The organism is Alteromonas sp. ABH4_456 (genome assembly GCF_056160645.1).
This window is the reverse complement of record NZ_JBSWXO010000004.1, coordinates 1-20,754: the sequence shown is the minus strand read 5'-3', so window position 1 is coordinate 20,754 and position 20,754 is coordinate 1. Positions and strand designations below refer to the sequence as shown.

At 48.7% G+C, this 20,754-nt stretch carries 24 protein-coding genes and 1 tRNA gene; 7 read left to right on the top strand and 18 right to left on the bottom strand.

What is annotated here, in order from left to right; all coding sequences use genetic code 11:
• Nucleotide 1: 1 nt before the first annotated feature.
• Entirely contained in the window at nt 2–1,129 is a 1,128-nt protein-coding gene (locus ACXAG2_RS07535; RefSeq protein WP_474865676.1) for a general secretion pathway protein GspB, read from the bottom strand.
• A complete protein-coding gene (locus ACXAG2_RS07530) occupies nt 1,122–2,033 on the bottom strand; it encodes an ExeA family protein (RefSeq protein WP_474865673.1) in 912 nt (303 codons plus the stop codon). Before ACXAG2_RS07530 ends, ACXAG2_RS07535 begins: the two co-directional genes overlap by 8 nt.
• A 136-nt stretch (nt 2,034–2,169) precedes the next feature.
• Between ACXAG2_RS07530 and ACXAG2_RS07525 the strand changes: the two genes are divergently transcribed.
• From ACXAG2_RS07525 to hemW, 5 genes are all read left to right on the top strand, one after another.
• Entirely contained in the window at nt 2,170–3,282 is a 1,113-nt protein-coding gene (locus ACXAG2_RS07525) for a tRNA nucleotidyltransferase/poly(A) polymerase-related protein (RefSeq protein WP_474866203.1), read from the top strand.
• 61 nt (nt 3,283–3,343) lie between these two features.
• Nucleotides 3,344–5,296: a RecQ family ATP-dependent DNA helicase gene (locus ACXAG2_RS07520; protein WP_474865671.1), complete on the top strand. Its 1,953-nt coding sequence runs from the start codon at nt 3,344–3,346 to the stop codon at nt 5,294–5,296.
• A gap of 66 nt (nt 5,297–5,362) precedes the next feature.
• Entirely contained in the window at nt 5,363–6,574 is a 1,212-nt protein-coding gene (srmB, locus tag ACXAG2_RS07515) for an ATP-dependent RNA helicase SrmB (RefSeq protein ID WP_474865668.1), read from the top strand.
• Between the two features lie 19 nt (nt 6,575–6,593).
• On the top strand, nt 6,594–7,196 hold the full coding sequence (gene rdgB, locus ACXAG2_RS07510; protein ID WP_349584811.1) for an RdgB/HAM1 family non-canonical purine NTP pyrophosphatase: 603 nt from the start codon (nt 6,594–6,596) through the stop codon (nt 7,194–7,196).
• Nucleotides 7,189–8,328, top strand: coding sequence for a radical SAM family heme chaperone HemW (gene hemW / locus ACXAG2_RS07505; protein WP_474865665.1), 1,140 nt, complete (start codon nt 7,189–7,191; stop codon nt 8,326–8,328). The genes rdgB and hemW overlap by 8 nt, the downstream gene beginning before the upstream one ends.
• 4 nt (nt 8,329–8,332) lie before the next feature.
• Here the strand turns inward: hemW and ACXAG2_RS07500 are convergent, their stop codons facing one another.
• The 11 genes from ACXAG2_RS07500 to ACXAG2_RS07450 all read right to left on the bottom strand — a co-directional run bounded on the left by ACXAG2_RS07500 (nt 8,333) and on the right by ACXAG2_RS07450 (nt 17,162).
• Entirely contained in the window at nt 8,333–9,127 is a 795-nt protein-coding gene (locus tag ACXAG2_RS07500; RefSeq protein WP_474865663.1) for a DUF2884 family protein, read from the bottom strand.
• Between the two features lie 95 nt (nt 9,128–9,222).
• Entirely contained in the window at nt 9,223–9,729 is a 507-nt protein-coding gene (locus ACXAG2_RS07495; RefSeq protein WP_303574488.1) for an Lcl C-terminal domain-containing protein, read from the bottom strand.
• 2 nt (nt 9,730–9,731) lie between these two features.
• Nucleotides 9,732–11,393 (bottom strand): Lcl C-terminal domain-containing protein, encoded by a 1,662-nt coding sequence (locus ACXAG2_RS07490; protein WP_474865660.1) that lies wholly within the window; start codon nt 11,391–11,393, stop codon nt 9,732–9,734.
• Nucleotides 11,394–11,501: 108 nt separating this feature from the next.
• Nucleotides 11,502–11,993: a PAS domain-containing protein gene (locus ACXAG2_RS07485; protein WP_119500427.1), complete on the bottom strand. Its 492-nt coding sequence runs from the start codon at nt 11,991–11,993 to the stop codon at nt 11,502–11,504.
• Complete coding sequence (locus ACXAG2_RS07480) at nt 11,993–12,985, bottom strand: response regulator (protein ID WP_474865659.1); 993 nt, start codon at nt 12,983–12,985, stop codon at nt 11,993–11,995. The genes ACXAG2_RS07485 and ACXAG2_RS07480 overlap by 1 nt, the downstream gene beginning before the upstream one ends.
• Nucleotides 12,986–13,193: 208 nt before the next feature.
• Nucleotides 13,194–13,934: an LrgB family protein gene (locus ACXAG2_RS07475; RefSeq protein ID WP_474865656.1), complete on the bottom strand. Its 741-nt coding sequence runs from the start codon at nt 13,932–13,934 to the stop codon at nt 13,194–13,196.
• Nucleotides 13,931–14,317, bottom strand: a complete 387-nt coding sequence (locus ACXAG2_RS07470; protein WP_474844559.1) for a CidA/LrgA family protein — start codon at nt 14,315–14,317, stop codon at nt 13,931–13,933. Before ACXAG2_RS07470 ends, ACXAG2_RS07475 begins: the two co-directional genes overlap by 4 nt.
• A gap of 69 nt (nt 14,318–14,386) precedes the next feature.
• Nucleotides 14,387–15,217: a LytR/AlgR family response regulator transcription factor gene (locus tag ACXAG2_RS07465; protein ID WP_474865653.1), complete on the bottom strand. Its 831-nt coding sequence runs from the start codon at nt 15,215–15,217 to the stop codon at nt 14,387–14,389.
• Between the two features lie 17 nt (nt 15,218–15,234).
• Nucleotides 15,235–15,582: a DUF3718 domain-containing protein gene (locus ACXAG2_RS07460; protein ID WP_474865651.1), complete on the bottom strand. Its 348-nt coding sequence runs from the start codon at nt 15,580–15,582 to the stop codon at nt 15,235–15,237.
• Nucleotides 15,583–15,904: 322 nt separating this feature from the next.
• Nucleotides 15,905–16,234 (bottom strand): hypothetical protein, encoded by a 330-nt coding sequence (locus ACXAG2_RS07455; protein WP_119500423.1) that lies wholly within the window; start codon nt 16,232–16,234, stop codon nt 15,905–15,907.
• Nucleotides 16,235–16,352: 118 nt separating this feature from the next.
• Nucleotides 16,353–17,162 (bottom strand): MbnP family protein, encoded by an 810-nt coding sequence (locus ACXAG2_RS07450; protein WP_474865649.1) that lies wholly within the window; start codon nt 17,160–17,162, stop codon nt 16,353–16,355.
• 468 nt (nt 17,163–17,630) lie between these two features.
• Between ACXAG2_RS07450 and ACXAG2_RS07445 the strand changes: the two genes are divergently transcribed.
• Nucleotides 17,631–17,707 (top strand) — tRNA-Ile (locus ACXAG2_RS07445).
• Between the two features lie 85 nt (nt 17,708–17,792).
• Here ACXAG2_RS07445 and ACXAG2_RS07440 read toward each other — a convergent pair.
• The 5 genes from ACXAG2_RS07440 to ACXAG2_RS07420 all read right to left on the bottom strand — a co-directional run bounded on the left by ACXAG2_RS07440 (nt 17,793) and on the right by ACXAG2_RS07420 (nt 20,302).
• Nucleotides 17,793–18,308 (bottom strand): hypothetical protein, encoded by a 516-nt coding sequence (locus ACXAG2_RS07440; RefSeq protein ID WP_474865646.1) that lies wholly within the window; start codon nt 18,306–18,308, stop codon nt 17,793–17,795.
• Nucleotides 18,309–18,315: 7 nt separating this feature from the next.
• Nucleotides 18,316–18,888 carry a hypothetical protein gene (locus tag ACXAG2_RS07435; RefSeq protein ID WP_474865644.1) on the bottom strand — a complete coding sequence of 191 codons (573 nt, stop codon included), beginning with the start codon at nt 18,886–18,888 and terminating at the stop codon, nt 18,316–18,318.
• Nucleotides 18,869–19,258, bottom strand: coding sequence for a hypothetical protein (locus ACXAG2_RS07430; RefSeq protein ID WP_474865641.1), 390 nt, complete (start codon nt 19,256–19,258; stop codon nt 18,869–18,871). Before ACXAG2_RS07430 ends, ACXAG2_RS07435 begins: the two co-directional genes overlap by 20 nt.
• Nucleotides 19,251–19,469, bottom strand: coding sequence for a hypothetical protein (locus tag ACXAG2_RS07425; RefSeq protein ID WP_232091115.1), 219 nt, complete (start codon nt 19,467–19,469; stop codon nt 19,251–19,253). The genes ACXAG2_RS07430 and ACXAG2_RS07425 overlap by 8 nt, the downstream gene beginning before the upstream one ends.
• Before the next feature lie 560 nt (nt 19,470–20,029).
• Nucleotides 20,030–20,302 carry a helix-turn-helix domain-containing protein gene (locus ACXAG2_RS07420; protein ID WP_474865638.1) on the bottom strand — a complete coding sequence of 91 codons (273 nt, stop codon included), beginning with the start codon at nt 20,300–20,302 and terminating at the stop codon, nt 20,030–20,032.
• A 115-nt stretch (nt 20,303–20,417) separates the two neighbouring features.
• Here ACXAG2_RS07420 and ACXAG2_RS07415 point away from each other — a divergent pair, with 115 nt between their 5' ends.
• A complete protein-coding gene (locus ACXAG2_RS07415) occupies nt 20,418–20,657 on the top strand; it encodes a hypothetical protein (RefSeq protein WP_474865635.1) in 240 nt (79 codons plus the stop codon).
• Nucleotides 20,658–20,754: the final 97 nt, after the last annotated feature.

Sequence of the window (20,754 nt, the reverse complement as noted above, 5' to 3'; positions counted from 1 at the left end):
GTCACCAGTCTGTTAACGCCGCCATAGAAAACTCTTTGTTTTCGAAACTCAGAATAACCCGCTGAGCTTCAATTTTCACTATTTGCACCTTGTCATCAATCCAGTCCCCTTCCCCGAGTTGTTTGCCGTTCACTCTGACCCAGCGGTCAGACGGACGACTGGCATACATATGCGCATTAAACGCCATACCTGGTAAACGGGTAAGCATTCTTACAGGAAGTTGATCGACACGGGGTAAATCGTCACGCACGGTGATCTGTGTTTCAGGCTCATCTTCGGTAGCCTTATTGTCCAAATCTTCAATGGCCTTGTTAAACCGTGCCATAAGCTCCGGTGACACATTCACATCGCTTTCCTGCGGCGCATTGATGATTTCACCGCCTAAATCTGAGGCCTGCGCAGCAGTATCATTCCCTGCGCCATCTCTGTTCACCGGATTGGCGGACACAGTATTTTGCTGCCCGGTTGCGCTCTGGTTTGGGATTGCGCTTATTTCACGCTGACTCCCTGCGGTGGTATCAGGAACTGGGTTTAATTCATTTGTGTTATTTACCGGGCTGCTATTCACTGCGGCAATATTATTACCGTCTGGCACCACAGCCTCTCCGGAAGATTTCAGGTTTGTGCTGTCTTCAGGTGTTGTTCCCGGTATCTCCTGTCCGTTTCCGCGCTCATCGCCGGCGGACACGATATTTACCGTATCAGGCCACCACGCAGGGTAACTGCCGATGGCACCACCTGTAATCAGTCCGGCCAGAATGACACCGGCAAAAGACACTGCCTGTCTGGTATACACTTTCCACAACGACTGCATTCCCTGCACAGTGGGAAGGAACAAGCTGCGGTTAAATTGATCTGACAACCCGGCATCAAACTTACTGACACTGGTGTCGTGTTCTCCCCTGAGCAGCGCCTGCGTTTGCGTGCGGTGATGCACCGGCTTTTCAATTTCAACGGCTTGAGCAGGGTCAACTTCAACTTCCTGCACTCCCATTTCCGCCAGGCCCTGTACCATGGCGTCACTGGATACCAGACCACTTTTGCGAATTTTAACCGGCCCGTTCTGCTCAGTGATGCGAATAATCACCATACCGGGTTTCAGCTCTGCAATTTTAATGAGGTCAGACATACAACCTCCCGAGGCCAAAGCCAGTCACCACAGCAATCACAAACAACAATATCATCAGCCATTTACGCTGACTTTGAATACGCTGGCTCACCACATCTTCGCCAAGAATTTGTTCTGCTGCGGCAAGGAATACAGGTTTCTTCACTACTGCATGCTGTTTGGTGAATGACAGGGTCAGTGCGCGGTCACAAAGCAAGTTAATTACTCTGGGAATGCCCCCTGTGATTTGGTGAATGGCTTTAATCGTCGACGGGCTGAAAATGCTCACATCCCCTTTTGCCACACTTAAGCGGTGTGCTACGTAAGAAGAAACTTCCGGTGCGGTGAGCGGTAACAAATGATAACGGGCGGTAATACGCTGAGCCAACTGCCGTAGTTCGTTTCGCTTCAGTAACTGTTGTAATTCAGGCTGTCCTATTAACACCACCTTCAGCAGTTTCTCACGGTTGGTTTCCAGATTGGTCAGTAAACGCAGCTGTTCCAGCACTTCCGGCATCAGATGCTGTGCTTCATCAATCATCAGTACCGTATTCATGCCAGCCTGATGATTGTCAGCCAATTTTGCCAGAATACGATCAGTAAAATATTTCAGACTGGCCTTGTCCACATCATAGGGAATGCCCAGCTCGTCGCAGACGGTGGCCAGCAGTTCAAGAGCAGACAACGTGGGATTTAAAATCATTGCTACCTGTGTATTGTCAGGTAAATGCTGCAACAATTTCCGGGATACCGTGGTCTTTCCGGTGCCAACCTCGCCGGTCAGCATCACAAAACCGCCGCTTTCGCGCAGGCCAAAGGTTAAATGTGCCAGTGCCTCTTTGTGGCGCGGGCTCATATATAAATAATCGGGGTTTGGCGCTATGGAAAACGGGTTGTCCGTCAGTCCAAAATAATTCAGATACATGTGTTTGAGAGAGTTAGCAATTCACCGCGACTAAACTAACCGGCCCGGGTGAATAAGTCAAAATCAAAGCCTTTCGATAAACAAAAAGCCTCTTAGTTCAGGCATAATGAAACAAAACAAACAGCGTGATGGGTTTATGGATGTTTATTTAGTGGGTGGCGCAGTGCGGGATGAATTACTCGGACGCCCGGTAACAGAGCGGGACTGGGTAGTAACAGGTGCCACACCACAGGAGATGCTCAGCAAAGGCTATGAACAGGTCGGGAAAGATTTCCCGGTGTTCCTGCATCCGAAAACCAAAGAAGAGTACGCCCTCGCCCGCACGGAGAGAAAATCCGGCAGCGGTTACACCGGATTTGTTTGTTACGCTGCACCTGACGTGACACTTGAGCAGGACTTAATCCGCCGGGATCTCACGGTAAACGCTATCACCAGAGACAAAGATGGCAACCTGATTGACCCTTACCACGGCGTTGAAGATATCGAAAGTCGTACATTGCGGCACGTGTCTGAAGCCTTCAGTGAGGATCCTCTGCGGGTATTCCGCGTTGCCCGTTTTGCAGCAAGGTATGCTTATCTCGGGTTTACCGTTGCAGATGAAACAGCGTCACTCATGCGCTCTATGGCTGACAGTGGCGAACTTGCCCATCTCACGGCAGAGCGTGTATGGAAGGAGACTATCCGTGCGTTGGGAGAAATGAATCCTGAAGTCTATTTTCAGGTGCTTGAAAACGCTGATGCACTAGGTTTCTGGTTTTTGGAGCTCATCCCGTCCCGGGCAAACTGTGACTTACGACTTCAGCGGGCAGCTGCCGTACAAAGCTGTGACGAAATCCGCTGGGCACTGCTGTTTGCAGACGTTTCACCGGAACAAACAGAGAAGTTATGTAAGCGGATAAAAGCACCCAACAAATACACCGGACTGGCGCTCCTGATCAGCCGTTTCAGCAAAAACTTTACCGCATCAAACCAGACAGAAGACTGGCTTGCCCTGTGTAATCAGTGCGACGCCTGGCGTAAACCGGAACGCTTCACTGACTTTATTGCAGCATGCTCACTGATAACAGAACCCTCAGATATGGTCAATGATTTAGCAACGGCACTGAATGAAGCGGTCAGCAAGGCTGGCAAGCTGAGCGCCAAAGCCTTTGTTGAACAGGGCCTGCGGGGACCACAAATTGGCGAAGCCATGGATCAGGCCCGTATGGAAATTATTGCGGAGTACCTGCCGGCAAATCAGTCCTCATAGCCAGTCATAAGATATCTGGTTAACGATTAATATCAGTCTAAATCACTTATTGAATAACAATATGCACACCCTGATACAACAGCTTCAGCAACGTTTTGGCTTCGACGGTTTCCGCGAAGGTCAGCAACAGACTATTGAGCAGCTTCTGGCCGGTCATTCTTCTCTGGCGGTGTTTCCTACAGGTTCAGGTAAGTCTTTGTGTTATCAGTTCACCGCGACACAATTGCCCCATCTCACCCTGGTGATTTCGCCGCTCATCGCGCTCATGCATGATCAGCTGGCATTTCTGCGGAATAAGGGTATTGCGGCTGCCAGCCTGGATTCCACTCTGAGCAAACAAGACAGCCAGCAGGTGATGCAGCAGGCCCGTGATGGCGAGCTTAAGATCCTGATGATTTCGGTAGAGCGATTTAAAAACGAGCGCTTCCGCCGCTTCATCGACAGCATTCCTGTATCCATGCTGGTAGTGGATGAAGCCCACTGTATCTCTGAATGGGGGCACAATTTTCGTCCCGACTATCTGAAACTGCCACGCTACCGCCAGTCGCTTAATATTCCACTGGTGCTGTTGCTCACCGCTACGGCGATGCGCCGGGTACAAAAAGACATGGCGCAGAAATTCGATATCGGCCTGCAGCACATCGTACAAACGGGATTCTACAGGGCTAACCTGGACATAGACCTGATTCCGGCACATAACACCGGTAAATTCCCGTTGCTCACGCAAGTACTTGATGAAACTGCCGGTGCCGGGATTGTGTATGTCACCCAGCAAAAAACGGCGGATGAACTTGCCGGACAGTTACAAGCAGCAGGCTATTCTGCGGTTTCTTATCATGCAGGCCTTGGTAACGACAACCGTGCTGCTATTCAAAATCGCTTTATGGCGGGTGAAACACGCATCATTGTGGCAACCATCGCCTTTGGCATGGGTATCGATAAAGCAGATATCCGTTTCGTGGTGCATTACGATCTCCCGAAATCCATAGAAAATTACAGTCAGGAAATCGGTCGTGCCGGACGTGACGGACAGAAAAGCCGGTGCGTACTGCTGGCCAGTCTGGACGGCATTAACGTGCTGGAAAACTTTGTCTATGGCGACACACCTGAAAAGCACGCCATTGACGCGCTGCTTAATGAAATCACGGCCAACACACAAAATGGTCAGTGGGAAACCAGGGCCTGGTCGCTGTCGCAAACCACCAATATTCGCCCTTTACCACTGAAGACGCTGCTGGTGCAGCTCGAACTCGCCGGCGCGGTTGAACCTGAATACAGCTACTACGAAGACGTAAAGGTAAAATGGCTGACGACTCCTGAGCAAATTACACAGCACTTACCGCAGGAACATCAGGGACTGTTCGACGCCATCGTCAGCCACACCCGCTTCAGGAAAATTTGGGGCGTTCCGGATTTCGACGCCCTTCAGCACCAAGGATTCCTGAGGGGAATGGTGCTGAGTCTGCTGGAGCAACTGGCTGACAACGGCCAGGCTGAACTGGAAACCAAACAACTCACCGATGTGTACCGGGTGAACTCCGAGTTAATCACCTCCGATCTTGCAGGCAACCTTTATCAGTATGCCTGCAAGAATGAAGGATCAGAAATTGCCCGTATTGCTACCATGCTGCGCTTTTTCAATCTCGACCGCTGTCTGAATCACAATCTGGCATTGTACTTCGGCGATCAGCATGCACCTGAACACTGCGGGCACTGCTCAGTATGCAGGGGACAATCACTGAGTCTTAGCCGTGATAACTCAGAAGCTCAGTCCGGCAATATCGCCACTGACATGCAACTGGCCCGCAACTGGCTTTCTGAAAAGCTTCCGGCACAGATGCTGACACCTGTCTTGCTGAGTCGCTTCATGGCCGGACTTACTCAACCCGTTTTCACCAAAATCAAGGCAAAGCAGCAGCCGCAGTTCGGAAAATACGAAGAGAAGGCTTATCACGTACTGCTCAGCTATGCCAATTCTGTTGTGAATGAATCTGAAGGCGCAGTTTCGGGATAATAGTTATCAAAACACAGCGGTGAGGTGCTACAATACGCCTTTATTTTCGCGACGCAAAAACACCGAATGACCTTTGAAGAATTAGAGCTTGATGACAGCCTCTGTCAGGCTGTTACGGAGATGGGATTTAAAAACCCGACTTCCATTCAGTCTCTCGTGATCCCGCCGGCGATGGACGGCAAAGATATCCTCGCATCGGCCCCTACCGGAACCGGAAAAACGGCGGCCTTTTTACTGCCTGCATGCCAGTTTTTACTGGATTTCCCACGTCGGGAACCCGGTTCGACACGCATCCTTATTCTCACGCCAACCCGTGAACTTGCCTTACAGGTGTATGAGCAGGCACGGGCAATTACCCGTTATACCGAACTGGTATGCGGCGTAATTACCGGCGGTATTAATTATGGTACTGACAGAGAAACACTGAGCCAGAATCTGGATATCCTGGTGGCCACGCCGGGGCGCTTATTTGAGCATATCGAGAAAGAGTCTGCGGATTGTCGCAATATTGAATGCCTTATCCTTGATGAGGCAGATCGTATGCTCGACATGGGGTTTGGTGCCATTGTGGGTCAGATTGCCTCGGAAGCCCGCTGGCGTAAACAGAACATGCTGTTCTCCGCCACACTGGAAGGGCCGGGGGTGAAGTTTTTCTCCCGCGATATTCTTAATGATCCGGTTGAGGTAGAAGCGAATCCTTCACGGAAGGAAAAAGCGAAAACTCATCAGTGGTATCACCTGGCGGATGACATGGCCCACAAACAGGCCATGCTGGTGCATATTCTTAAAAACGACATTACCAATGCGGTGGTGTTTATAAAAACCCGCGAGCGCCTGCAGGCACTGAAAGATTTTCTGATGTCAGAGAAAATTGAAGTGTGCTGGCTGCAGGGAGAAATGCCGCAGGATAAACGCAATGACGCCCTGCTACGGTTTAAATCCGGAAAAGTACCCGTACTGCTGGCAACCGATGTTGCTGCCCGTGGTATCGACGTACCTAACGTCAGTCATGTCATCAACTTCGATATGCCCCGCAAGGCCGATATCTACGTTCACCGTATTGGCCGCACCGGTCGTGCAGGCGCAAAAGGTACCGCCATATCACTGATTGAAGCACACGACTTCGACATGGTAGGCAAAGTTGAGCGTTACACCGGTGAACCGCTTAAATCCCGTTTCGTAAAAGATTTGCGGCCTAAGCACAAAGCTCCGAAAAACACCGCGAAGAAAAAGGCCAAAAAGAAAAAAGCCGCCACAGCGAAAAAGAAAAGTAAGTAATCAGTAAGGACGGTTTGATATGTCATTTCCTGAAAAAATTGTACTGGCATCCGGTAACGCCGGCAAAGTGAAGGAATTCACCCGCCTGTTTTCAGCGCTGAACGTGACCGTGGTTCCGCAGAAAGAACTCGGCGTGGAAGACGTTCCGGAAACAGGCACCACATTCGTGGAGAACGCCATTATCAAAGCCCGTCATGCAGCTAAAGTCACCGGCTTGCCGGCGATTGCGGACGACTCGGGGTTGGTAGTGAATGCACTTGGCGGTGCGCCTGGTATCTATTCCGCCCGCTACGCCGGCGCACAGGCCAGCGACAGTGATAACATTGATAAGTTGCTGGCAGCGCTGGATGGTAAAGCAAACCGCCGAGCACATTTCTTTTGTATGCTGGTGTTCATGCGTCATGCAGACGATCCGGTTCCGCTTATCAGTCAGGGTTACTGGCATGGCACGATTACGGATTCTCAGGCCGGTCACGGCGGTTTCGGATATGATCCGGTGTTTTATGTACCTTCCCATGAATGTACCGCCGCTGAACTGGACCGTCAGGTTAAGAATCAAATCAGCCATCGTGGTCAGGCCATGGCATTTCTGCTCGAACAAATGAGACAAACTTTTGCGTAATCCCTCACTGGGCCTGTATATCCACATTCCCTGGTGTGTTCAGAAATGCCCTTACTGCGACTTCAACTCACACGGGTTGAAGTCATCACTTCCTGAAAATGAATATGTCGCCCATTTGCTGGACGATCTGACTATTGACGCAGCCCGCGTAAAAGGACGCGAGATCACCAGTATTTTTATCGGCGGCGGTACGCCAAGCTTGTTTTCCACAGAATCCATAGCGACCCTTCTGGACGGCGTTAAACAACGGGTAGCGTTGTCTGAGCATGCTGAAATCACTCTTGAGGCTAATCCCGGTACTGTGGAAGCGGGACGCTTTGACGGCTATGCTCAGGCCGGAGTAAACAGGATTTCCATGGGGATCCAGAGCTTTCAGAACCATCACCTTAAAGCCCTTGGCCGCATTCACGATACTGACCAGGCAAGCCGGGCCATCACTCTGGCGAAGGCTGCACCGCTGAACAGTTTTAATGTTGATTTGATGCACGGCTTACCGGATCAAAGTATTTCCAATGCGCTGGACGATTTAGACCGTGCCATTGCCATGTCTCCACGCCATCTTTCCTGGTATCAGCTCACCATTGAGCCCAATACACCGTTTTACTCAAAACCTCCTGAGCTGCCCGATGATGATATTTTATGGGAAATCCAGTCACAGGGGCATAAGAGGCTTAAAGCTGCAGGCTTCGAACAGTATGAAATTTCCGGTTACAGCCAACCCGGCTTCCAGTGTCAGCACAATCTGAATTACTGGCGCTTCGGTGATTACCTGGGGATCGGCTGTGGTGCTCACGGTAAAATCACAGATATCAACAGCGGTGAAATAGTCCGTACAGTAAAAGTGAAGCATCCCAGAGGCTACATGGATATTGCCCGCCCCTACCTCGATACTTCCTCAACGGTAGAGAAAGAAGATTTAGCCTTTGAATTTTTCATGAACCGGTTCCGCCTTGTCGAACCCTGCCCCAAGCAGGATTTTACTGATTTTACCGGTCAGACATTATCTTCTCAAGAATTAGCAGAGCTTTCTAAAGCCCGTGAGCAGGGATTGATTGAAGAATCGGAGTTGCACTGGCAGGTGACGGCAAAAGGCAGACGATACCTTAACAGTCTGCTCTCAGCATTTGTTTAACGATTTATTCCGAAATAATAATGTCGTAAGGCTTCAGCGCAGGAATATGCTTGCGCAGCTTTTCTTCCAGGTTATTCAGGCGGTGTAGTTTGTCGCAGAACCACTGCGCTTTATTGTTCAATGATGCCGGCCCGGCTTCAAAATCCAGTTGCTCACCTACAGCCTCAAGCTGACGGGTGATTTCTTCCACCCTTTCGGTGCTTAAATCTACCCGGTTTTCATCCATGCCGCCAATGGCTGAAAGAATACCGCCGATAGACATAGAGATAGCCTGCTCCAGTTCAGCTTCAATTTCACTGTCGACAAAGTGATCGACACTTTCCAGTGATCCCGGGCCGATAAAGTAATGGTTGCTGGCATGACGGAACTTGTCTTTAACACGGTTACGCACGCGCTTCATTGCGTGCTGCAGCTTTTCGTAACTTTCGTGATCGGTTCCCACCAGCCCCTGATATACGTTATCCACGGTATCGGCTGCCAGATCTACACCTTCTGTCGCCAGAATAATCATCTTGGGAACAACGTAATGCAGTCCCCGCGCATAATCACGGAGCCAGCGGCGCTCGGGTACACTCAGGTTTTGCCAGCGACCTTTTACGAACAGCTGATCCTGGTCGTTGATTTGAACGACAGTACGGCTCTTATCAAGGATCCGTAACTGATGTTCGTTAACCACCAGACCATAGGCAAAGTCAATGTCACAGGATATATCTGCTGACGCACAAAAAGGCACCGTGGTGAAAAACACCAGCGGAACTCGCAAAGCAGATAGTAATTTTCGCATTCTCATGCGTAGCATTGTGTACGCCTTGCCCCTAAATAAAAAGCCGCGACAAGTCCAACCTGCTAAAATTCAGGTTGAATAAATCGCGGCATTATAAGGGCTGTTAACGGCTAATCAAGCTGTGTACGCACTAAACGCACGTAAACAAATCTGTCCTTTTCTTTGATTGAGTGACTGGCGTTAAAAAATGCGACTACCCAGGAACGTACCGGATCTTCCAGTGAAGGCGTTGATGTCCAGAAATCATCCGGCGGTGTATTAGGGAAAATAGCTTCGTTGATCGCAGGGCGTACACACAAGCGTTCAGTAATAGTAGACAGCTCTTTGATGTTAGGTAAACGCAATCCTGCAAGATCAACGGCATCGGCTTCCTGCGCAGCAATGAGTGCTTCCTGCCAGTTATATTTAGTGGCGGTGCCTGTGCAGGTTGTCCCGTTCCAGGTCTGACCCAGTGAGCAACGCTGCCAGATTAGCTGAGTTTCAATATGCAGAACTTCGCCGTCACCCAAATCTTCAAAATCGTCCTCGCCGGCGGTTTCAATACCATCACCCAGACAGGTCTGAGCCATTAAAGACGCCGAAAACAGCCAGCATAACAATACAAATACAGGTTTCATGCTTATCTCCCTGCCCGTACCAGACGCACCCGCGCCGGGCTCGATTTGATTAAGAAGTTATCCAGGCCGGAAGCAAAATCCAGTGCCCAGGCATTTTGTGCCGCATCACCGGACACGCCGTCAGCACTTGGCATGCGGGTCCAGTACCATAACTTGTCTTCACCGGCTGCCAGTGTGCCGGCGAAAGGAAAGTAGTCATCATCAAGCATCACGCCGCTGGGCTGGCCAAAATGTATAATCGACATCAGCTCCTGATGTGTCGGCATACGCCAGTCGTAGAACCCGCACAGGCCCTGAGCGTTTACCGCACTGACATACGCCTGGGTGTTACAGTTAGTCATTGTACAGCTGGCGGTAGTCGTAGTTTGCGGGCCCTGATAACCTCCGTTTTGCGCAGAGAAGAACCAGGAATAGGTGTTATCTGCATCACGAAGTCCGGCATCGTCGGTTTTCTTCTCCCAGATTAGACCGGTGATGTTATCGCGTACACAAGACCAGGCCTGCGACGTATCGTCTTCTTCATCACCGTTGCTATTAAGTTTGGTGAAATCAAAACCCGCTTTACCACGGCCTGCCTTTTCGAGGAAACCGGCAGCACTGATCACATCACCGCCCCGCTGTCCGTCCTGACCGGGAAAATCGTTCTGCTGGGTATTGGCGTAGGCTGTATTGTTCGCCTGCACTGTAACGCCGGTGTCGTTTAACAAAGGAACGGGCATGGGACGGACGGTAACGAAAATTTCGTCATAGACGATATGACCGAAGGCATCACTCACGGCAAGGGTATAACTCATTTGCGTTTCTACATCGACCTGCGGCGCAATCGCATACGTTGAAAGAGCATCTGCATCGCGGACCATACCGGCACTGCCTGACGCATCCCATTCGCTGAGTAGCGGTAAACCGGCGGATACCGTTGTGCTTGCAACGCCATTGAGGACAATCCGCTCACCGCTGAATACCGCCTGGTCGTTGCCGGCACTGACCTTTGGTAAGGTCTGGCTTTCTGACAATGTATTCAGGGTAACAGTGGCGGTATCTGTGGCACCTTCTGCATCAGTAACAGTCAGCGTCAGTGTCAGCGCCTGCGCACTGGTTTCCACCGGCATAGTAATGGTTATCGAAGGCTGATCAGTGGCGATACCATTTAAAACACTGTTACCTGAAGTTTGTTGCCATTCCCAGGCTGCAATGGGGTTTGCTGAATCCGGAGCATCCTCGTCTGTACTGGCCGACCCGCTCAGCTCCACGCTACTGCCGGCAGAGTATGTATTCTGCGGCTGACCGGCTTCCTGCTGCGGCGTAATCACAGCTGTCGGTGACACATTTACCGGCCTGACCAGAATATTTAAGGTGTCAGAATCGCTGTTACCGCTGCTATTGGTGACAGTCAGGGTAACAACAAACGACGTGTCTGTGGTAACGACAGGTGCAGTAAAAACCGCGTCTGCTACTGTATTGTCATCCTGCGTGATAGTGGCAGAAGGCGTCACAGACCAGCGCCAGGTTGCGCCGTCGGTATTGCCTGTAGCACTGCCACTCAAACTGGCGTCTGTGGCCTCCAGAACTTCAATGTCGGCACCGGCATTCACGTAAATCGCATTGGGATTAGCGGGCGTGCCACCGGAGTCACCACCGCCGTCTCCGCCGCATGCACTCAGCATGAGACTCATCAAGAAAACGGTGAACCCGTGCCGGCACGGAAGGTGTGGAGAAATTCGAAACATCACGTCGTCTTACCCTCTGAAAAAGAAAACGCCGGTGTATTCAGTTTATTGTGGTGAACGTCTTTCCCTGCGTTCTTCACTGCTCACCTGCAACGCTTCAAGTTGCTTTTTACCGGACGCGATATCCGTCATATCGTAAATCATTACGCTGATATGGTCGGTTTTCCCGTTCGCCGATGTTAAAGGTGCCAGTGTGATATTCTGATACATGTACGGCTCATTACCTGTAATCGGCCGGTAATTGTGAAACTTGAACAAATGAGGCCGCTGTTCCCAGGTCATGAATGCCCGGGTTTTCAACTCGAATACAGGTTTGCATTTTTTCGCAAACCAGCTTTCATTGATGTGAGGGAAAATGCTGAATAAGGTTTTGTCACGCACTTCGCTGGGTAAGAGCCCGCTGTGGCTTTCCATGAAGCCATTCCATACCTTTACCTGAAATGCTCTGTCCAGAACGATGATACCAACATCAACACTTTGCAGCATATCCATCATCCAGTGGAAAGACTGCATTTGCTCTAATTCACTGTCCTGCATTACATATCCTCCAGTAAATGAGCAAGTTTGGCGTTCATGGTTTGCATAGAGTCTTCGGTGAAAAGAATTAACAGGTCACAATTCACATTGTAGCCTTCCAGCCCGTAACTCAGTTCAATTGCCAGAGTACGTTTCCACTTCACCTGATTAGTCTGAATAATATCAGTAATCGCACGGTGCTGCCCCAGAACAATGGGCTGCCCCTGTGCAAAAGTCACGTCCATTTGTTGCGCCAGGCCAGTAAGGCAGGTGCCGATAAGAATACTGGCCGCATCCATTAGCAACTCAAGCTGCAACTGATCGTCCACATCCTCCTGCACATCGAGAATTTTTGCCACATCTTCAAAGCTTGAGTCACTGAGAATACACATGACTTCGCCGCGGATCCCTGAGCCGATAAAGCCCTGACACACTGCCGTTACCTGCTCATGGCTGTCTATATCCGACAGCATCATGCGCATTTCAGATGCTTCAATAAGATTCACATTGGGAATAGGCAGGTGAACAAACACATTCATCGTCCGCGCAAGGTGGTCACCCGCCCGTCCCATGGCAATATTAGTGATTTCCTGATAACAGTCGCGGATATCCGGATCCAGTTCAACGGACTCTTCAACTTCCGGCTCGTTTTCCAGCAAATTATGTTTAACCAGCACGCTTTCCAGCGTTGCAGGGTCCACGGGCTTGCGAATAAACTCCAGTGCTCCCAGCCGGGTTACCCGTTCATGAGCCTCGGGCTGTATATCCCCGGAGATCACAACAACTTTGGTTTTCAGCCCCTTATCCTGAATGGCCTGCAAGGTGGCGTATCCGTCCATCACCGGCATATTCAAATCCAGTAATAACAGTTGTCCTTTACCCTGCTCTATAGCGGCGACCGCTTCCTGACCATTTTTGGCGAAATGAACAGCGACACCCCAGTCAGGCGGCAAGCACTTTGCTACCTGTTTGCGTGCTACCAGCGAGTCGTCACAAACCAATACCGAAATCATGTAAAAAGAATACCTTCCTTTAGCCTTCGCAGAATTGCGAAATCTTTTGCAGAAATTGTCTGACCCTGAACATTGTACACCGTGCATACAACAGTTTTCAGTCAACTGAATCCCTTATACATTGATAGCAGGATTCTGAGTAATTTCCATTCGTCATTGGTGTAACACGGCGGTTATTTTTTAACGCAGCTTACTGCTGATGACTCTGTTACGCGAACAATAAAGGCAGGATAATGGCCGTCATGATGCCGTTCAGACACAAACCTAGTGTTGCCAGCGCGCCGGTGCGCTCACTCATTTGCAATGCTTTGGCGGTCCCCACTGCATGACACACAGCCCCCAGCGCGACACCACGGGCTTGCGGCAGAGTGACATTTAACAAGTGATAGACTCCCGGCGCAATTACCGCCCCCACGATGCCTGTAGTAATAACGAATACAGCAGCCAGCGCAGGAATACCATTGATTTGCGCAGTCGCCTCCATTGCCAGCGGCGTAGTAATGGACTTCGCCAACATGGTCATCTGAATAGCCAGCGGTGCATCATAAAACCACACTGTCAGCCATGCTGTTAACGGTGCGATAACGCCGGCAAGAAATACCGCCAGAACCAGACGCCAGCCCAGTTCACGAATTTTTTGCCACTGGGCATACATAGGGATCGCCAGCGCTACCGTGGCCGGCCCCAGTAACCAGTGAATAAAGCCCGCCTCATGCTGATAATTACCCGTTCCCTGCCCGCTTATCAAAATAACCATGCCGGTGATCACCGCAGTGACCAGAACAGGGTTCGCCAGCGGATGTCCCCGGGTTCTGCGAGCAACGGATAATGCGAGTAAATAGGCCACAATGGTTATACTTATCCAGACTAATCCCGTTGCCGAAAAAGAAGGCACAACGAGCGCAGAGACACTTGCAAACCAGTCATTAAATGCCTGTACAACAGTCATAAGCCAGGATCTTCTTCTGAATCCACAGCAACAGATTGCAATAAACGTTGCGCTATCCACCCGCTGAGGCCCAGGCTGACAGTGGTTGAAACAATGATGGCTAACCCGATGCCGGTAAGGCTTTCATTGATTTGCTGCCAGTAGACGCCAACGCCCAGCACAGCAGGAACAAAAAGCATCGCCATATGCCTTAACAGCGGGGCCCCGCCCGATATCAGCACGACAGGGGTTTTCCTGCGGAGAAACTGAAAAGCGAGCAACATTAAGAGTCCGGCGAGTGTGCCGGGGAACGGCAGTGCTAATACTCTTACCAGCATCTCCCCGCCGAAATAAAAAAGAAAGATCGCAGCCAGACCGGCAAGCATGTGCAGCAGGTTATTCATAGGCGTCCGTGTTAATGGAGATAAGGCAGTGTATCTGACAGAGTCCGGGTCTCACAACCGACAATGGTCTTAGTTCGAAGTATTGATACGTGATGTTCTCATCGCATAATGCTGACTTATCTTAAGTTTTATGTTGCCAGACAAGTGAATAAACCGGGGGCGCTTGCAACATTCATCGATTCTGACAATAGCAGTACAATTAATTATGGCTGAGCGGCTGATACGCGTAAATTGATCCGGCAATTTGCGCTGCATATCACAGAGCGAGCAACGGACAACATGATTTTCAGACAGACAGTGCACAACTAGATAGTCCCCTGCAGCTTCTATCCAAATGATGTCGCCATATTCAAGATATGTCCACTCACCCGCACAACGTAAACTCAGACGACGTTCAAAACCCGGGTGGTTAAGTTGACGGTTCAACCTCGCTTTCAATGCGCTTACGGAAATACCAGCCTGGAGCGAAATAGTTTTACAAGCGGATTCATAACCGGCGCGTTCCGTACGGGCACTGAACAGTGCGTGCTGATGTTGCAGACAAGACCGGACATTTTCCTTTGAAGGAGGCATAGAGATAAATCCTCCAGCATTGATAGCGAAGGCCTTTAAAGCTTCCTCATTTGTACTGCCGGCAATAACAAGTGGACATAGGTGAGGGCCGGTAACAGCAAAAGAGTTGAGACAACTTATTAATATTGAGTTGCGGGAACCATTAAACCAGTAAAGTTCTTCGGGGGTACGGCATATTGTCACACATCCAACCTGCGGGATATCTTCTAATATCAGCCTGAGTGACGAATGATACTGCTCATTCTCAATCATCACCAGTACACTAAGCAGGGGTAGCGGACCGGCTACAACTTCTGTGTGGCTGCCGGTACCGTTTTGACTTTCCATGTTCGTACCTGCCGGGGTTAACGCCGGGCTGTTAATGTTTCATCCTGAAGCTTCAGTCGTCTCGCGATCAATTCACTGGTGTCCATTGCACGGTGGCGCTCTGCAAAGGACATCATATCTTCACCATTACAGACTAATCCTTCATGAAGAACTTTCAGTGACACCCTCGAATCTCTTACTGCGTTTTTTAAAGCACGGGTATCATCCTTACGGATAGCATGACATACAGATACAAGGCTGCTCTCAAGCCATCTGGGATAGGTTGCGGCAATTGCATTTGAGCTTGTCACAGGAATAATGAATGACGCGCTGGTGATAACAGCGACAATTAACGCGGTGTTGGGTTTGGGAAGTTTAGATTTCATGGTCGTCTCCTTGTTAAAATCACCTTCCATCAGGTCGATGGTCAGGATATTGATAACGTAGAGAAGTGTTGTTAAAAGGACTGTGAAGAATCGATGAATCGCAAAGTTTTGAGATCTTGCGATGAACAACATTTTTTTGCCGTTCACTTATCGGCAACAGAAGGAATACATCGTGCTAAAAACACATTTTGTCACATTCATATTTAGTACGAAGATGAGTAAAAAACGAGGGAGGAAAAGAATTAAGCAGGTCAGTTCAGGTTCTGTTTGAAAGCGGCCCGGGATATTTGCCGGGCTCCGGAAGGTGTAGTTCAATGGCAGATCAGAAAGCGCTGTCCTGATGCACTTTAATGAACATAGGCGTTTCAGCTTTGCTGTAATCTACCTTGTATTCTTTACCATTCAGTGTCTGAATGAACACCAGTGTTTTTTCGTCACCGAAGACATCGCCGGTTGTAATATCAACCAGCTCCATGTCCATCATTTTGGCTTCACGCTTATTATCAGGGATTTTTCCCTCGTAGCGCTTAATACCTTTATAAGTCACGATTACCGGCGGATTTTCGTCACCGTTAACAATCAACAAATCAAACTTGCGAACTTTGTGGATGATTGTATTGCGGCCACTCACCAGGAAGGGCTTCTCAGTCATTCTTATCTCCATGCTGGCTGGCTAAAATTAGTGTAAAGGAAAGATAGCAAAGAATCTGAAACCTTGCACTACGCCACAGGCAAATTTCGCCTTAAACCACCGACTTACGTTCATACCCTCAGGATTTCAGGTATACCTTTTCAGGCGCGTCCCAACGCAACCATTCCCTGCCGGTGAGATTTTTCATGACTTTTTCACAGCTTTTATCGTGAGAACCGGCCATATTACATTCCGTAACCGCTTTTAAATCAACGCGGAACAGAATTTGTTGCAGCTTCGCCAGCAAGCTGAGGTCCGACACGTTCTGGGCCATAGGTAACTTCACCGTTACACGATTGGGAAACGCACAATCTGACGGCTTCGTTTCAGCATTCACTCCATTGCATCCTCCGCTGGCCAGTAAAAACGACCAGATGGCGCCCGGCTCGCGGGTATTTTGTAATTCCACACGGAAGAAGTTATGTCCGGCATTCACCGACTGGTACATCGTTGGTTTGTCCAGCGGCGGTGTTTGTTCCGCCGGCAATGAATGGTTCTCATCAAAATTAAGCCCCATCGTCAGGCGCAGTTCTGTAGCTCTGCTTAGCAAAGCTTCATTGGCATCCAACAGAATATGATTGTTATTCAGCTTTTTATCGCAGGCATGATGAAACTGCAAAAAGGCGACTTTATCTGACTGCCAGTCGTTATTGACGAAGTTCAGTGGTACCCATCTGCCCTCCACTTTCACTTCCGGTTGGCTCAGATAAAAAGCCAGATAGTTTATTTTCCACAGATCTTTATCCACCGTGACTTCCCAGGCACAGTCTTCACCTAATGAGAGGTCGGTAAATTCCACGGGGATATCTCCGGGGGCTCTGCTGCTCCCGAACAGATCGCCGCAGCCTGTCAGCATCAGAAAAGCCGGGATCAGGAAAATCCATTTCATGTTCATAATTACGCTTAATTTAAAACTTACACCGCCACCATAGTGAGCGGGCAGCCACCATTTCGTCAACCAGACAAAAGACTAACGGGGCAAAGAATGAGGTGCGCGGAAGCCATACGCTTTTTACTAACAACTTTAACCGCCGGGTGTTACAACTGCAGGCTGAACAACTTTTCGCCAGGCAATTGAATTCACAGGCTGTATAGGGTGACAAGCCACAAAAAACTGCTTATACTTCGCCCCGCTTGTAAAAACCAGTGCGCAGTTCTGCAGCAAACACTGGCTCTCCATACAAGCTTCTTAAAGTTAGAATGGCCCTATAGCTCAGTTGGTTAGAGCACACGACTCATAATAAGTTGGGGCTGATGGAAGATTGGTAAATTAGTGTATATACTACAATGAGTTACAACTACACTACGGCAACGAAGTTTTTGATGTAAGTCCTGTGTAAGTAAGTTACAAGATTACGGCCCTATAGCTCAGTTGGTTAGAGCACGCGACTCATAATCGCTAGGTCCCCTGTTCGAGTCAGGGTGGGGCCACCAAAACAAAAGCCCCCGATGGCGTTGTCTTCGGGGGCTTTTTTTTGCTTACGATTTGTTATTACTGACTACAAAGGAATTCGTAGCACTAAATATGTTTGAGGGTCGAGGAGATCATTTCCTCGACATATCCAATTGCAGTGTTTAATGAGGGTCTATACAGAGTTGGATGTGCGCATTGATTTCTAGTAGATAGATGCCCATCATAAATTCTAAGCTCGGGTTTGCTGATAAGTTTTAACAGTTTAGCAACTTCTAAAATCTGTCCCTCGGGAAATCCTTCCTTGAACTCATTTAAATCTTTAAATTCCCACTTTTTCCGCTCGACTCTTATTTCAGTTTCATAATTTAAATAAAGTTTTTCAGCTAAAACGTTAAAAAAGCCAGCCCACGACATTACAATAGCAGCTCTATATAATCCTTGTTCTAAGCAAACAATTGCTTCCTTAAAGTAGTCTTGAACATCTGCAGGCGAACCTGACAGCTTTTTCAAAAGGTCTTCTAGATGAATAACTCTCGACTGGGAAAGCTCGTGAGTTGCAAGAACTTTATGTGCCGCTTTAGACGCGGCGTTAGCCTTTACTACTAATTTTTTTAGTTCCATCTTTAGATTAATCTGCTAGTAGATTGTCCTTTAAAGCCTTAAAAAGTTTTTCATATACTTCAGCATTATCTGTTTCCGGCAGATGAAGCTGAATATTGATTGCAATTTGAGGAGATTTAGTAAGTGATGAAAAGTCAACAGTCTTCGATGGAGTAGTGTTTTCGTTTTGAGGCTTTACATCAGATACTTTTGCAGGTTCTATGCTACTAACATTACCTTTTGCATCTGAGTCAGAGGTTTGTTGGAGGTTTTGCTCCGAGCTCTCTGGTGTAGCGACTTTCAATATACCCTCGTGGTTTATTAAAAGGCCACCTGCAAGCAAAACTTCAACGACCGTTCTTGAGCCAGTTTTGTTTTTACCGGTAGAAGGCTGACCAGAAACATATAAAATGTGAGTTGATAGCTCTTCAGTAGATTGTCCACCTTTTATTCTAACTGTTGTTACTAATTGGGATATTGATTCACTGGTGCTTATTGCCTGATGCCAATACCTTTTTATATCATTGATTTGCTGATGTTCTAACGCTCGTGCAAGATTTTTCCCGTTTTCAGTAATCGTTTTAGATGCTCCAGCGTTCAACAACCCCCTTGTGCCTGTTCTGACGTGTAGGCTCTGGACCTTTAATTTCGTCCAGCTCTGACTTTACGCGGTACAAGGTTGCTTTAGGAGTGAGTTTGCCATTCAGTTGCATCATTGCCTGAATGGCCTGACGCTCCATATCAAGCGCTTTCTGCCCTACAGCTTCCGCCCGGTATTCAAGGTAATACCTGGCAACGTCTGGTGTCAGTGACTGAAGCCCGTTTACTTTGTTTTCCTTTGTCCACTTGGCTACAGTTTTAAGAGCTTGTTCGTAATTACGGGCTGTACCATATGACTTGATAATTCTTGCTTTTGTCAGCCCTTTAACGACATTTTCCGCCTGCGTTTCCGCTTTGGCAAACTTAGGCATTTCTGTCCAGCCAACGTTTCACCGTGGTCCAGTTTACTACAACACCTCTACGAACAAGCCAGCGCTGAAGCTCCGCTTTACTTGCTCCCTCTTCATAGAGTTTACGCAAGTGAACACTGTACTTGTCTAGCTTCGACGGTTTATGCCGCTTTCTGGCGATTAGTCGGGTCTCGGCTTTGAGCTGAGACACTTCATGTACTTCATTAAACATTATGTCATTCCTTAGGTTGTAAGATTAACTGGCTGTAAACAGCTCAGCGACACTTAAGCCTATTCGCCCCTGTTTAGCGCATAGCGCAAGGCTCGGACCGATCTCGCCTGGGATTTAAAAATCAAAATAGATAGAAACGGCAGCAATTAAGCGCCGAACTTGAGCGCCGAACTTGAGCGCCGAAAATGCGGCGCGGCATGACATATATAGAAAGACGTGAGGGTGCCTCACTACGTGGAAACGGCAGCTGGAGAGCGCCGACTTTTTTCGTTGCCCGAACGGGCTAGTGATTTAAAGATTACCTGCATATAAATCAGGATGCAATCTGCAAATAAATTTCTGCGTGTAAGCGCCAGAACCCAGACGCCCGCTATGTTGAAGGCGATTTTTCGACTTCGACATAGCGGGCGGCGGAGCGCCCGAATAAAAGAGAGGGATATTGCTCATGATGCCTCTGTTTTACGGGTGGGTTCTTAGCGAAATTTACCAGGCAATCAGGCAAATAAGATGGAAATATAGTAAAACATGAAAAGGCTTATTATTGGGTTCACGATACTTCGCTATTGTCTGTTTTGATGAAACTCCAATATCGCTTCAGCTAAATCATCTTCCACACAAAACAGAAATGCAGTGGGCACGTTAAGCACTGCACTTAAGGACAGTACCGTTTTAAAGTCTGGTGTATGAACACCGCGCTCGTACTGATTCATGCGCGCAGAGGCTACAAAGTTGTCCATCCCTGCCTGTATCCCTAATTGCTTTTGGGATAGACCTACCCTTGTTCTTGCCTGGTTTAACCGTATTGGGAACGGCGAACCATCATTTGCTTTCAATTAGTGTACGACATCTGCTATTGAAAACTAAGATTTTCTTAGCTTTAATAGCACCTAGATACTAAGGAATACTTAGCCATCAATTTGGCATGCCAAATTGAGCCTGGAGGTAAAAATGGGATTCGAAGGTTTTTTAGGGATTTTAGCGGTTGTCGCTTTATTCGTCGTAAGTGCCTTTTTTGGCAGTGATGGAACAGACAGCAAAGGAAATGAACAATTGGATAAGCTGGATGATGGTATGGGAAAAGTTATCGCTGATGGTGAGCACATGACTCGTGAAGAGGCTGAGGATGCTCAGGCGCGAGGAGAGCTGCGTATTCCGTTTTACTTGAACAGCCATTCCGGTTTTATTTGAACACCCCAGATCAACGCATCGTTGGCTAGCTGATTTTTACCTTAAGTGTTCAAGTGGCGTCAACGGTCGCCAGTGTTTTTCTCATTGACTCTCCTTT